Source organism: Streptomyces sp. 1331.2 (assembly GCF_900199205.1).
Lineage (GTDB): Bacteria > Actinomycetota > Actinomycetes > Streptomycetales > Streptomycetaceae > Kitasatospora.
In genome coordinates, this window is sequence record NZ_OBMJ01000001.1 from 3,792,465 (window position 1) to 3,806,023 (window position 13,559).

General features: G+C 74.4%; 10 protein-coding genes and 1 tRNA gene. 6 read left to right on the forward strand and 5 right to left on the reverse strand.

Translation table 11 applies throughout. From position 1 onward, the window contains the following. Positions 1-12: 12 nt before the first annotated feature. Positions 13-1,467: a PP2C family protein-serine/threonine phosphatase gene (locus CRP52_RS16045; protein ID WP_097237017.1), complete on the reverse strand. Its 1,455-nt coding sequence runs from the start codon at positions 1,465-1,467 to the stop codon at positions 13-15. Positions 1,468-2,089: 622 nt separating this feature from the next. Between CRP52_RS16045 and CRP52_RS16050 the strand changes: the two genes are divergently transcribed. Continuing rightward, complete coding sequence (locus CRP52_RS16050; RefSeq protein WP_097237018.1) at positions 2,090-2,725, forward strand: bifunctional DNA primase/polymerase; 636 nt, start codon at positions 2,090-2,092, stop codon at positions 2,723-2,725. Between the two features lie 262 nt (positions 2,726-2,987). On the opposite strand, the gene CRP52_RS16055 is transcribed toward CRP52_RS16050, so the two are convergent. The 4 genes from CRP52_RS16055 to CRP52_RS16070 all read right to left on the reverse strand — a co-directional run bounded on the left by CRP52_RS16055 (position 2,988) and on the right by CRP52_RS16070 (position 7,217). Continuing rightward, complete coding sequence (locus CRP52_RS16055; RefSeq protein ID WP_097237019.1) at positions 2,988-3,971, reverse strand: DUF5926 family protein; 984 nt, start codon at positions 3,969-3,971, stop codon at positions 2,988-2,990. Between the two features lie 64 nt (positions 3,972-4,035). Continuing rightward, positions 4,036-4,614 carry an ATP-binding protein gene (locus CRP52_RS16060; RefSeq protein ID WP_097237020.1) on the reverse strand — a complete coding sequence of 193 codons (579 nt, stop codon included), beginning with the start codon at positions 4,612-4,614 and terminating at the stop codon, positions 4,036-4,038. A gap of 271 nt (positions 4,615-4,885) precedes the next feature. Next, positions 4,886-5,710: a glycerophosphodiester phosphodiesterase gene (locus CRP52_RS16065; protein WP_097237021.1), complete on the reverse strand. Its 825-nt coding sequence runs from the start codon at positions 5,708-5,710 to the stop codon at positions 4,886-4,888. Positions 5,711-5,801: 91 nt separating this feature from the next. After that, entirely contained in the window at positions 5,802-7,217 is a 1,416-nt protein-coding gene (locus tag CRP52_RS16070) for a purine-cytosine permease family protein (protein ID WP_097237022.1), read from the reverse strand. Between the two features lie 389 nt (positions 7,218-7,606). Here CRP52_RS16070 and CRP52_RS16075 point away from each other — a divergent pair, with 389 nt between their 5' ends. From CRP52_RS16075 to CRP52_RS16095, 5 genes are all read left to right on the forward strand, one after another. After that, a complete protein-coding gene (locus CRP52_RS16075; protein ID WP_257032519.1) occupies positions 7,607-9,487 on the forward strand; it encodes a S1C family serine protease in 1,881 nt (626 codons plus the stop codon). A 77-nt stretch (positions 9,488-9,564) separates the two neighbouring features. Next, positions 9,565-9,652: transfer RNA gene (locus tag CRP52_RS16080), tRNA-Ser, on the forward strand. Between the two features lie 163 nt (positions 9,653-9,815). Continuing rightward, positions 9,816-10,643 (forward strand): MerR family transcriptional regulator, encoded by an 828-nt coding sequence (locus CRP52_RS16085; RefSeq protein ID WP_097237023.1) that lies wholly within the window; start codon positions 9,816-9,818, stop codon positions 10,641-10,643. A 67-nt stretch (positions 10,644-10,710) separates the two neighbouring features. Further along, entirely contained in the window at positions 10,711-12,141 is a 1,431-nt protein-coding gene (locus CRP52_RS16090) for an MFS transporter (RefSeq protein ID WP_097237024.1), read from the forward strand. Further along, positions 12,134-13,498: an FAD-binding oxidoreductase gene (locus CRP52_RS16095; protein WP_097237025.1), complete on the forward strand. Its 1,365-nt coding sequence runs from the start codon at positions 12,134-12,136 to the stop codon at positions 13,496-13,498. The genes CRP52_RS16090 and CRP52_RS16095 overlap by 8 nt, the downstream gene beginning before the upstream one ends. Positions 13,499-13,559: the final 61 nt, after the last annotated feature.

The following is a 13,559-nucleotide window of genomic DNA, read 5'->3' on the forward strand; positions in this document are numbered from 1 at the left end:
GGCCCGGCGCCGTCACTCGAAGCGGGCGCCGAGCAGCATCAGGTCGTCGGTGGCCGTCGCCGCGGCCTCTGGGGTGGGGCAGACGGCCAGCAGGTGGGCGCAGAGCCGGTCCGGGTCGATCCGCACGTCGCGCGGGGCGTCGGCGGCGGCCCGGCGCAGGTTGGCCTGCCCGGCGTGCAGGGTCGGGCCGCAGCGGCGGGCCAGTCCCTCGGTGTAGAGCAGCAGGGTGTCGCCGCGTTCGACGGTGAGCTCCACGCCGGGCGCCTCCCAGCAGGCCAGCATGCCGAGCGGGGCGGAGAGCGAGGTCTCGACGAACTCGGCGCCGTGCCGGCCGACCAGGATCGGCGGGCAGTGCCCGGCGCCGGCCAGGGTGATCCGGCGGTCCTCGGGCTCGACCCAGGCGTAGACGGCGGTGGCGCTGCGGGTCGGCTCGGTGGTCTTGAGCAGCAGCTCCAGGTCCCCCAGGACGGAGACCGGGTCCTCGCCCTCCAGCACCGCGTACGCCCGCAGCGCGGCCCGTACCCGGCCCATCGCGGCGGCCGCGCCGGGGGCGGAGCCGGGGCCGGCGCCGGGCCCGTCGCCGGAGACCGAGCCGACGGTCAGGCCGACGGTGCCGTCCGGCAGCGGGATCGCGTCGTACCAGTCGCTGCCGCAGGAGCGATCGAGCCCGGCCGGGACGAGCCGGGCGGCCAGCCGCAGGCCGTCGGTGCGGGGGAGCCGGTCGGGAAGCAGACCGCGGCGCAGCGCCTCGGTGGTGCGCAGGATGCGGTCGGCCTCCAGCTGCTTGGCGAGCAGCGGGGCGGCGATCTCGCAGTAGTGGCGGGCGAGTTCGCGCTGCGCCTGGGTCGGTTCGGCGGGCTCGTCCCAGAACCAGAGGACGGCGGCGAGCGGGCCGTCCTCGGCGGTGGCGAGCGGCAGGCCGTAGGCGCCGCCGAGGCCGAGGTGGACGGCGAGTTCGCGCAGCCGGGCGCCGGTGGCGGGGTCGGTGGCGAGGTCGGGGGAGTGCAGCTGCTCGGGCCGGTCCTGTTCGCGCAGCAGCCGGGCGAGCAGGCTCTGTTCGGTCGGGACGGTCTCCAGGGCGCCGAGGCTGGAGCGGTCGAGGTGGAGGCCGATCGGCTGGCCGGGGCCGCCGCCGGGCAGCCTGGTGACCAGGACGCCGCGGCGGGCGCCGAGCAGGGCGGCGCCGGAGGCGAGCACGGTGTCCAGGGTGGCGGCGAGGCCGCGGACCCGGGCGAGCTGCTCGGTGTGCTCGTGCAGGCTGGTGATATCGGACAGGCGTCCGGCCAAACGGTCCTGCACCGCGGCGGACGGGGCCGTGCGGTCCGCCGCCGGGCCCTGCGGCGCGTCGGTGGGGCCGGGGAGGCCCGGCGGCGGGTCGAGGACGGTGAGCCCGCCTGCGCAGCCCGGTTCGCCAGGCTCGGCGGTGGTCGTCGTCGGGAGGGCCGTCGACGGGTGGGACTCGGTCATGCCGCCACTCCTGACGCGGTGCTACGTGCCATGCGAAACCCCCAGATGCGGCCAAATGTGGAGCGAGCACGGCCAAAGGGCGTGTTTCGCCTCGATTCGCTACTACTCGTCATTGATCGACAGCAATGCCACCACTTCTACACAGGCCATTCGGGGCATGTCCAGATCCGGGAGGACGCGGGGGCCGGTTCCACAGCCATCGCGACCCGGTCGGGGGGCGTGCGTGCTTCGTGTGCGCGCCGCTCGGGCCGGGAGGCATGGAGGGAGCCGCGAGCGGGCAGAACCGAGGGAACGGACCGGGCGGCCGTCCGGATGCTATGCCCGTGCCGCCCGTGAGCCGGGTCAGCCGGAACTCTCTCACTCGTACGGTGGAACCAAGCGCGCCCGGGCGGCGTCCATCCGGTCGCATACGGGATTCTCGTTCCAAGGGCTGTTCCAGTGCGCGGCCCCTCTCATGTCGTGATCCACGTCGTAGCCGCGCCGTCCGCCATTTCGCCCGCCCCGCTCCGCGCCGCCCGGGGCCGTGCCGCGGCGGGCCCGTACGGGACGTCCCGACGGATGCCTGCGGGCGGAGCGAACCGAGGCGGAGCGAACCGAGCGGTCAGGGAAAGGAACGAGCGCCATGCGTGAGAACCCGAAGGACCGGTCGGAGGAGCGTGCCGCCCGGCTCGAAGCGGCCCTGGCGGCCGCCGTCGACCACCGCTGGCCCGTGGTGCCGGGCGCGGTGCTGGACGGCGGGCGCTGCTCCTGCGGCGACCTGGACTGCACCGTCCCCGCCGCGCACCCGCACGACCCCTCGCTGCTCGCCGCCACCACGGACGCCCGGATGGTGCGCTGGTGGTGGGAGCGGCAGAGCCCGGACGCACCGGTGCTGGCCGCCACCGGCACCACCGTCTCGGCGGTCAGCCTGCCCGCGGCGGCCGGGGCCCGGGCGCTGGCCTACCTGAGCGCGCTGCGGATGCCGCTCGGCCCGGTGCTGGCGATGCCGGGCCGCTACGCGCTGCTGGTGGCCCCGTACTCGCTGGACGTGCTCGGCGAGATGCTCGCCCAACTGCCTTGGGTGCCTGGCTCGTTGCGCTACCACGGGCCGGGCGGCTTCCTGGCGCTGCCGCCCGGCGGGCCGGCCGGGCGGGTGCGCTGGGTGCTGGCGCCGCGGCCGGGCGAGGGCGGTGGGGTCTGGCTGCCGCAGGTCGGGCCGCTGCTGGGCGAGTTGGTGGAGGCGACGGTCCGGCTGGACAGCGGGCGCTCGGCGTACTGATCCGCAGTGATCCGGGCGGTCGGTAGCGGCTCGAACCGCGGCTCGATCCGCGGTGATCCGGGCGCCTGATCCGCGGTGATCCGCGCGGCCCGCCGGAAAAACAAAAGATCCGGCCGCTGGCGACGGGGGATGCACCAGCGGCCGGACTCTTTAGACAGTAACAAGGATCTGCGCCCGCGCCAATTTCCAAGACGCCCTCCACGCCCGGAAATTGCGCGTTCAGCGCGACAATGTGACGCGTATCACGCCGATCCTGCGCCCTTTAGTTCAAAGTGACCTGACGGTTCACCAGGTTGGCGCGGGCGCGCCGCTCCTCGGCGGTGAGCGGGGTCGCGTCGGCGAGCGTGGCGACCAGCCGCTGGTGGAACTCGGCGGCCGGCTTCTCGCAGTCAGCGGCGGTCATCGCGAGCGGCAGGTCCCAGACCGGCACGGTCAGGCCGTGCGCGCGGAACGAGCCGACCAGGCGGGTGTCCGGGCCGAGCGAGGCCTCGCCGGCGGCGTTCAGCCGGGCCAGCGCGTCCAGCAGCTGCTCCTCGGGCACGGTCATGACCCAGCGCAGGTGGTTCTTGTCCGGGGTGCCGCACCAGTAGGCGGCGTCCAGGCCGGCCAGCTTCTCGGTCGGGATGGCCGAGGCGTTGGCGCGCTCCAGGGAGGCGGCGACCTCGCCGGTGGCGGTCTCGGCGTCCTCCAGCCAGAACTCGAAGCCGGTGTGCACGGCGGGCGTGAACTCGGCCGTGGTGTCCAGCAGGTCCTGCAGGCGGCGCCCGCCCGGGACGGTCCGGCGGGCCGGCACCGGGTTGCCCGGCTCGGTGGCCAGGGCCAGCTCCAGGGCGTCCGCGAGGTCGCGGCTGAGGTCGCCGGAGGCGGACTGGGTCTGCAGGCCGAGCAGGATCGAGCCGTCCTGGCGGCGCAGGGCCGGCCAGGCCAGCGGCAGCACGGTGGCCAGGGTCACCGACGGGACGTCGCCGGTGGCGCCCTCGGCCACGCCGGCGGCCAGCGTCAGCGGCACCGTGGCGGCGGGCACCAGCTCGCGCAGCGCGACCCAGTCGGCCTCGCCCGGCAGGCCCTCGAACGGGCGGTGCACCAGCTCCTGCACCGCGTGCGAGGCCTCCCGGCCGTGGCAGGCCTTGTACCGGCGGCCCGAGCCGCAGGGGCAGTCCTCGCGTGCCCCGACCACGGGGATCTCGCCCGTGACGGCGGTGGTGGACTGACGCTGCGGCGCCTTCTTGGCGGCCTTCTTGCCCATGGTGCGGCTCTCCCGGGAACGGTGGTCCTCTGTCCCGGGAAGCCTACTGACGTTCCTGAGCCCGCTACGCGCTGCGGGCGTCGCCGCCGCGCCGGGCGTGCCGGGCGCGGGCGGGCAGTGCCGCCCACACTGTGACCTCGCCGGGCGCGTCGCGCACGCCCCAGTCGCTGGCCAGTTCGTCGACGATGTTCAGTCCGCGGCCGCCGCGGGAGGTCAGCGAGGGACCGGCGGGCAGCGGCCGGGTGGCCGCGCCGCCGTCGGTGACCTCCAGGGTGAGCACGCCGTCGGCGTGCATCTGCCAGCGGACCAGTACACCGCCGTCCGGCTGCGCCGGGCCGTCGCAGTCACCGTGCTCCCGACCCTCCCGCACGGGGTGCGCCCCGGACGGGACCCCGACCAGCACCTGGCCGAGCACCTCGGCCCGGGCGCTGCGGCCGAGCGCCGGCAGCGGGCCGAGCGGGCGGGCGTACCGGCACGCGTTGCTCAACAGCTCGGAAAGGATCAGTACGGCATCATCGATGACCGGTTCCGGTATCTGTCGGTCACCCAGATCTCGACGCAGTCGGCGCCGTGCGACCCCGACACTCGCTGGGCCGTGCGGCACTGCCATGGTCGATGAAGCCGGCACTTCGCGCGCCACCATCAACGCCACCCCCGGACCTCCTTCAGCGTATGCCGAGGGAGAGATGCCCCTTGGTAATGCGTCGGAAACGAGCACCGGACGATCCCGCGGGCCCATTTCGACGGTCGCGACCGAGGGTCGACCGGAGGTCATTCCGTGCTCACCCTCTGTCGCCCGGGGGCCGGAATTCCGGCAATATCGTGCGGCGAAGGTTTGGCTGCCGACCAGAGTGATCAGTCGTGATCGGTCGTGATCAGCCGCGGACGGGGACCGCTGTCGGTGCGTCGGCGGATCACCGGCCGAGCTGCGCCAGCACCTCGGCGGGCCGGTTGGTGATGATCGCGGACACCCCGAGTTCCAGGCAGAGTTCGACGTCGGCCGGTTCGTCCACCGTCCACACGTGCACCTGGTGCCCCAGCTCGCGCAGCCTGGTCACCAGCTGCGGGCGGGCCCGCACCAGCTCGATGCCCGGCCCGGCGATCCGCGCCCCGCCCGGCAGCGGCGAGCCCTCGCGCAGCCGGCCGAGCAGCGGCAGCGTCCGCTCGAACAGGAACACCCGCCGGTAGTCCCGCGCGGCGGCGGCCACCCGGTTCAGCGCGACCGAGGAGAAGCTCATGATCCGGGCGGACGGGCGGTCGCCCTCCCGGGCCGCGCCGATCTTGTACCGCTCCAGCATCCGCAGCAGCTCGGCCTCCACCCGGCCGCGGAAGCGCACCGGGTGCTTGGTCTCGATCGCGAGGTCCACCGGGCGGCCGCAGTCCACCACCAGCTCCAGCAGCCGGTCCAGCCGCAGGACGCCGCGCAGCTCCGGGTCGGTGCTGGGGCGGCCGGTCTTCCAGCCACCGAAGTCGTACGCCTCCAGCTCGGCGAGCGTCATCGCCGAGACGGTGCCCCGGCCGTTGGAGACCCGGCCGATCCGCCGGTCGTGCACGCACACCAGGTGGCCGTCGGCCGTCACCCGGACGTCGCACTCCACGGCGTCCGCGCCCTCGTCGAGCGCGCGGCGGTAGGCCGCGAGGGTGTGTTCGGGCAGGGCGTGGGAGGAACCGCGGTGGGCGATCACCTGGACGGGCGGCGCGGTGCGCGCCGCCGTCGAGGACAGGTCTGGGCTGGTCACAGCGCCAACGATAGGCGGCGGAGGTGACGCGGAGGAGAAGACGGCCCCAACCTGCGGGGCCGTCTGCGCACTGTCGGGCGTCCGGCCCGCCTCAGCGGGCGGTGCGGCGGGCCAGCGGGGTGAGCGCCCAGGTGGCCAGGGCGGGCACCAGGAAGGCGAACAGCGAGGCGGAGGTCCACTCCTGCGGGGTGAAGTGCAGCGCCTCCTGGGCGGAGGTCCAGAAGTCCGTCCACCAGCCGGCCACCTTGGTCGGGGCGATGAACTGGTAGACCGCGAAGCCCAGCGCCCACGGCAGCAGCATCGTCCAGCGCGACGGCGCGTCGGCGGAGAGGTTCCAGCCGTGCCGCCCGGCACCGAGGAAGAAGTCCACCGCCAGCACCGCCAGCAGCGGCACGAACACCGAGCCGATCAGGCCGAGGAAGTTGTAGTAGGTGTCGGTGAACTGGTCGATCTGCAGCGCCAGCACGGTGATCAGCGCGCCGATGCCGCCGCTCAGCAGCCGGCGGTCCACCTTCGGCAGCAGGTTCTGCACCGACATCGCGGTCGAGTACACGTTGGCGAAGGACTGGTCCGTCTCGCGCAGCACCAGGACCAGCAGGAACAGCCAGCCGGCCCAGACGCCGAGGAAGGAGTCGAAGATCTTGTTCGGGTCGCCGTCGGACTGCAGCAGCGCCATCAGACCGAGCGCGTAGCACCAGACCTGGGCGATCGTGTAGCCGGAGAAGCTGCCCCAGAACGCCGAGCGCCCGGTGCGCGAGTGCCGGGTGTAGTCGGCGGCCAGCGGGACGAAGGAGACCGACACCGCGATCATCGCGTCGGTCGCGCCGAGGAAGCCGTGCCAGTTTCCGGCGCCCGGGTCCGGCACGCCCTGGCGGCCCAGCTGGACGGTGAAGTACACCATCGCGACGGCGACCGCCCCGGCCACGAAGCGGCGCAGCACCGCGATCGAGCCCAGCGGCCAGATCGTCAGCGCGGTGGTCAGGGCGCCCGCGAGCAGCACGAACAGCCAGCGGTAGCCGGTGGTGTGGGCGACGGTCTGCGCGCCCGCCGAGATCGTCAGCAGCTCGAACACGCCCCAGCCGATGCACTGCACGATGTTCAGCACCGTCGGCAGGTACGACAGCCGGGTGCCGAACAGCCCGCGCAGGTTGGCCATCGCGGGGGCGCCGGTCCGGGCGCCGATCAGCGCGGCCACGCCGAGCATCGCGGTGCCGACCGCCGTACCGACCGCGATCGCGGTCACCGCGGCGGCCAGCGACAGCTCGCTGCCGGGCGCGCCGAGCACGGTCGCGGCGGTGGAGAAGCCGATCAGGCTGACGCCCAGGTTCATCCAGAGCGCGAAGTGGTCCCGGAAGCGCAGGGTGCGCGGCGGCTCGGTGTCCAGCACCAGCGGCGCCTCGACGCGCTCGTGCCGGTCCAGGACGGCCGTCGCGGCGGCCGCGGAGGACTCGGGGAAATCCTTGGACGCGGACGCGCCCGAAGAAGAGGATGGCGAAGCAGGCGGCATGGCCGATACTCCCTACGCCGGCATTACCCGGACAGGTTCCGGCGGTCAGCGCCCCCTCGAAGGACCGCCCCGCTCGCGTGGCGTACCTTCGACATGCGCACTCTCAGCCTGGTCGGTCCAAGCTCCCGCGTGTCAGTTTGGAGCGACAGGCTAACCGGCACGGGGGCGAACTCCAAGGCCAGGCCGGAGTGCGGTCCGCATCGCGGGACGCCCGGCGGGGGAGGGGAGCCCTCGGCCGCCGGCGCTCGTCGGCGCTCGTCGGCTTTCGACGGGCTGTCGTCGGCGCCGGCTAAGGATTCTTATGAGTTCTTCAGAGGGGTCCTTACGGCAATCGAATCGACGGTGCGAAAAACTATGGTCCTTGGTTCTGTCAGCTATGGAGGTCGTCCGTGAGCACCGAGCGCGAGGTTGGGCCCACCGGGCCGCAGGGGGAGCAGCCCGCCGGCCAGGGAGCGGCCGAGACCGCTACCGAGGGCCCCGCTCAGGGAGGGCACAAGCCGACCATGGCCTTCCGGCGGGTCCCCGAGCCGGAGGCCGGCACCGTCGAGGCGGCACCCGTCGAGGCCGCTCCGGCCGCGGAGGCCGACGCGGCCCCGGCCGACGGCGGGCACAAGCCGACCATGGCGTTCAGCCGGATCCCCGAGCCCGAGGCGGCGCCCGCCGAGGCTCCGGCGACCGAGGGCGTTCAGGCCGGGAGCGTTCAGGCCGAGGGCGGGCACCAGCCCACCGTCGCGCTCACCAAGGTCCCCGCGCCGGAGGCCCCGGCCGCCGCGCCCGCCGCGCCGGTCGCCGAGGCGCCCGCCGTCGACCCGGCCACCGGCTACCTCGATGCCCCGCCGCCGGTCCTGCCTCCCGCGGCTCCGGCCGCCCCGGCCGCCGCGCCCGCGGCCCCGGCGCTGCCGCCGGCCGGCAACCCGTACGCCACCCCGACCCACGGTGTCCCCGCCGCCGGCGCCCACGACGCGTACGGTGCCGCCCCGGCCGCCCCGGCCGCGCACGGCCACCACCCCTTCGGCGCCGGCCAGCCGCTCGGCGGCTGGGGCCCGAGCCACGACGCCACCTCCGGCGGCGCGGGCTTCCCCGGCGGCCCGGGCGGTCCGCTCGGCTACCCGGCCGAGTACCCCGGTGGCCCGACCGGCGGCGGCCCGCGCAAGAAGCGCGGCGGCCTGGTCGCCCTGATCGCGGCCGTCGCCGTGGTCGCCGGCCTGGCGGGCGGCGCGCTCGGCGTGACCGTCGCCGACCGCAACGGCAGCAGCAGCTCCGCGGACGACCACCGCAGCACCACCGTCCAGGCCAGCGACACCCAGAAGAACGAGCCCGCCCCCGGCTCGATCGCCGCCATCGCGCAGAAGGCGCTGCCCAGCGTCGTCACCATCAAGGCGCAGGGCAACGGCGAGTCGGGCACCGGCACCGGCTTCGTCTTCGACACCGAGGGCCACATCCTCACCAACAACCACGTGGTCGCGCCGACCCTCAACGGCGGCAAACTGACCGTCAAGTTCGCCGACGGCACCTCCTACCCGGCCTCGGTGCTGGGCCACGCCGAGGGCTACGACGTCGCCGTGGTCAAGATCGACAACCCGCCGAAGAGCAAGCTGGCCCCGCTGCCGCTGGCCGACTCCGACAAGGTCAACGTCGGCGACGCCACCGTCGCGATCGGTGCGCCGTACGGCCTGGAGTCCACCGTCACCAGCGGCATCATCAGCGCCAAGGACCGCCCGGTCGCCTCCGGCGACGAGACCGGCTCGCAGGCCTCCTACATGAACGCCCTGCAGACCGACGCCTCGATCAACCCCGGCAACTCCGGCGGCCCGCTGCTCGACTCCGGCGGCGCCGTCATCGGCATCAACTCGGCGATCCAGTCCAACGCCTCCGCCAACGGCCGGGCCGGCAGCATCGGCCTCGGCTTCGCCATCCCGATCAACCAGGCCAAGTGGGTCGCGGACACCCTGATCAAGACCGGCAAGCCGGTCTACGCCAAGCTCGACGTGCTGCGCAACGACGACTACAAGGGCGACGGCGCGCAGATCCAGACCAAGGACATCCAGGGCCAGCCCGCCGTCACCCCCGGTGGCGCGGCCGACAAGGCCGGCCTCAAGCCGGGCGACGTCATCACCAAGCTCGGCGGCGCGCCGATCGAGAACGGCCCCGCCCTGGTCAGCCGGATCTGGACGCACAAGCCCGGCGAGACCGTCGACGTCGAGTACACCCGCAACGGCCAGACCTTCAACACCAAGGTCGTCCTCGGCCAGCGCGACGGCGACCAGTGACCCCCGCCCACTGACCCGCACCGGCACGAAACCGTGTGCACCGAACCCCGCCGGACCCGTTAGGCTGACCTCCGCCTGGAGAGCTGCCCGAGCGGCCTAAGGGAACAGTCTTGAAAACTGTCGTGGCGTGACCCGTCACCGTGGGTTCGAATCCCACGCTCTCCGCTGGTAGGAGAACCACCTGCTCAGGGCGGGTGCCGAGACCCCTCGGCACCCGCCCTCGGTGTTTCCGCGGGGCCGGAGCCGGGGCCGGAGCCGGGGCGGTTCGGCGGTCCGGGGCGAGGGGGGTTGACCCTGACACCGTGGGAGGCCGTGGAGTGGAAGCACCATGTTGAACATCGGAGACTTCGCCAGCCACGGCCGGGTGTCGGTGCGGATGCTGCGCCACTACGACGCGATCGGCCTGCTGCGGCCCGCCCGGGTGGACCCGGTCAGCGGGTACCGCTCGTACGAGGCGGGCCAACTCGCCCGGCTCAACCGGGTGATCGCGCTCAAGGAGCTCGGCTTCACGCTGCAGCAGGTGCGGGCCGTCCTCGACGAGGAGGTCGACGCGGCCGCCCTGCGCGGGATGCTGCGGCTGCGACGGGCCCAACTCGCCGAGGCGATCGCAGCGGACGAGCAGCGGCTGGCCCGGGTGGAGGCGAGGCTCCGGACGATCGAGAGCGAGGGGACGATGTCCCAGCACGAAGTCGTGGTGAAGCCCGTGCCGTCCGTCCGGGTGGCCCAACTGACCGGTGTGGCAGCGAGTTACGAGCCCGAGGAGATCGGGCCGGTGATCGGCCCGCTGTTCACCGAACTGTGCCGCCGGCTGGCCGCGGCGGGGATCGCGGAGACCGGTCCGTCCGTCGCCCGCTACGAGGACTCGCCGGAGGGCGACGGCTCGGTGCGGATCCTGGTCGCCGTCCCGATCGCCCGCTCGGTGCGGCCCGGCCGGGCCGATGTCGAACTGCTCGACCTGCCGCCGGTCGAGCAGGCCGCCTCCGTCGTGCACCGCGGCTCGATGGACGACTCGGTGGGCAGCTTCCAGGCCCTGGCCCGCTTCATCGAGGAGAACGGCTACCGTTCGGCCGGCTACGCCCGCGAGCTCTACCTGGAGTGCCCGGACGACCCCGCACGGTGGGTGGTGGAGCTCCAGGAGCCGGTGGTCCGCCGGTAGGCCGCTCGTTCGAGCCCCGGGCGCGCGCTTGCCCTCGACCAGGTCGAGGGTCCTAGCGTCGCCCGGCATGACCACTGCCGTCCGCACCCCGCCCCCGCCGCGCGCCGCGCTCCCCGGTCCGTACCTGCTCTGGCTGGCCGGCGCCCAGGCCGGGCTGCTCGGCGACGCCGCGCTGTACTTCGCCCTCGGCTGGGCCGCTTCCGCGCACGGCGGCGGGGCGGCCGGGCTCGTCCTGACGGCGGTCACCGTGCCGCGAACGGCCCTGGTCCTGCTGGGCGGTGTGGTCGCGGACCGGTTCGGCGCCCGCCGGGTGATGCTCGCCGGGGACGCGGTGATGGTGGTGGCGACGCTCGCCCTGGCGCTCCTGGCGGGCCGGGTGGGGACGCCGCTGTGGCTGCTGGTCGCGGCGGCCGCCGTGATCGGCACCGTCGACGCCTTCTACCTCCCGGCGAGCGGATCGCTGCCGCGCCGCCTGGTGCCCGCCGCCGGCCTGCCCCGGGCGCTCGCGCTGCGCCAGGCCGGCGGGCAGGGCGCCGTCCTGCTCGGGGCGCCGCTGGGCGGTCTGCTGGTCGCCGTGGCCGGGCTGCCCGGTGCGGCGGTGGCCGACGCGGTGAGCTTCGGGGTCGTCCTGCTGGTCCTGCTGCGGGTCCGGCCCCCGGCGGCATCCTCTGCCGCCGCCGGACAGAGCCCCGCCGCCTCGCGCGGCCTGCTGCACGAGGCGGCGTCCGGGGTCCGGCTGGCCCTGGCCGACCCGCTGCTGCGGGCCGCGCTACTGCTCACCGGCGCGGCCGCCGGGGCGCTGCTGCCGGTGGTGTCGCTCCTCGGCCCGCTGCTCGCCCGGGCGCACGGCTGGGCTGCGGGTCCGGCCGGACTGGTGAGCGGCGGGCAGGCGGCCGGGGTGCTCGCGGTGGCCGGCCTGGTCGCCTGGCGGGGCACGCTGCCCCGGGCGGGCGTCGGGGCGGCGGCCGGGCTCTGTACGGCGTCGGCTGGGATCGCGCTGCTGGCCCTGGCCGCGGAGCCGGTGCCGGCGGTGGCCGGCAGCGCGGTGGCGGGCGTCGGCTCGGGGCTCTTCGCCTGCCACCTCGGACCGCTGGTGCTGACGGGGGCGCCGCACACCCACCTCTCCCGCGTGCAGGCGCTGCTGACGCTGGTGCAGAGCGTGGCGCTGGTGCTCTCGAACGCCCTGCTGGGCCTGCTCGCCGACACGGCGGGAGCCGCACTCCCCACCCTCCTCTGCGCCCTCGCCACCGCTGCCGCAGGCCTCACCGCCCTGGCCACCCCCACCCTCCGCCGCGCCCGACCCGGCTGCGGTGTGGCACCTGCCGTCCGCTTCCCCACCCGTCTCCCGTCCCACCCGTCCCCTGTTCCGCCCGGTTCCCGTCCTCCGTTTCCCATCCGTCCCTCGCCCCTCCCGAGGCCCACTTGCCCGGCACCTGCCGTCCGGGCAGAGTGCGGAGGTGGAGGCGGTCGGGCGGTGAGCGGAGGCGGCGATGAGTGATCTGACGGACCGACTGGCGCAGGGCCTCCCGGCCGGGGCGGTGGTGGCGGATCCCGAGGTGACCGCCGCGTACAGCCGCGACATGGCGGGTTTCTGTGCGGCCGGTGTGCCCGCCGTGGTGGTGTTCCCGGAGACGGTCGAGCAGGTGCAGCACGTGATGCGCACCGCGACCGAGCTGCGCGTGCCGGTGGTGCCGCAGGGCGCCCGGACGGGGCTGTCGGGTGCGGCGAACGCGGTGGACGGCTGCATCGTGCTGTCGCTGCTGAAGCTGAACCGGATCCTGGAGATCGACCCGGTGAACCGGATCGCGGTCGTCGAGCCGGGCGTGGTGAACGCCGAACTCTCGCACGCCGCCGAGGAGTTGGGTTTGGCGTACCCGCCGGACCCGTCCAGCTGGGAGTCCTGCACGATCGGCGGCAACATCGGCACCGGCGCGGGCGGCCTCTGCTGCGTGAAGTACGGCGTCACCAGCGAGTACGTGCTCGGCCTGGACGTGGTGCTGGCGGACGGGCGGCTGCTGTCCACCGGCCGCAGGACGGCCAAGGGCGTGGCCGGGTACGACCTGACCCGGTTGTTCGTCGGCTCGGAGGGGACGCTCGGCGTGGTGGTGCGGGCGGTTCTGGCGCTACGGCCCGCGCCCGCCCCGCAGTTGGCGCTGGCGGCGGAGTTCCCGAGCGCGGACGCGGCGGGTGCGGCGGTCTGCGAGGTGATGGCGCGCGGCCTGACCCCGTCGTTGATGGAGCTGATGGACGCGGTCTCGGTGCGGGCCGTCAACGAGATGGGGCAGATGGGGCTGCCGGAGTCGACCCAGGCGCTGCTGCTGGTGGCCTTCGATGGGCCGGACCGGGTGGCCGAGCTGGCGCGGGTCGCGCGCCTGTGCCGGGAGGCCGGGGCGACCGAGGTGGTTCCGGCCGAGGACCAGGCGGAGTCCGACCTGCTGTTGGCCGCGCGGCGGATGGCGCTGCCGGCGATGGACCGGCTGGGCACCACGATGATCGACGACGTGGCGGTGCCGCGCTCCCGGCTGGCCGAGATGCTGAACGGCGTCGCGGTGATCGCCGAGCGGCACGGGCTGACCATCGGGGTGGTCAGCCATGCCGGGGACGGCAACACCCACCCGATCGTGATCTTCGATGCGGGCGACGAGGAGCAGGCCGTTCGTGCCCAGCGCTCCTTCGACGAGATCATGGCGCTCGGGCTGGAGCTGGGCGGCACGATCACCGGGGAGCACGGGGTGGGGCTCCTCAAACGGGAGTGGCTGGCCCGCGAGTTGGGCCCGGTGGCGCTGGAACTGCAGCGGCAGCTGAAGGCGGTCTTCGATCCGCTGGGCCTCCTCAACCCGGGCAAGATGGTCTGATTTTCGACAGGTCACATCGGCGGTTTCTCCGCGCCCGTCCGCCCGCTGTATTGATGTGACT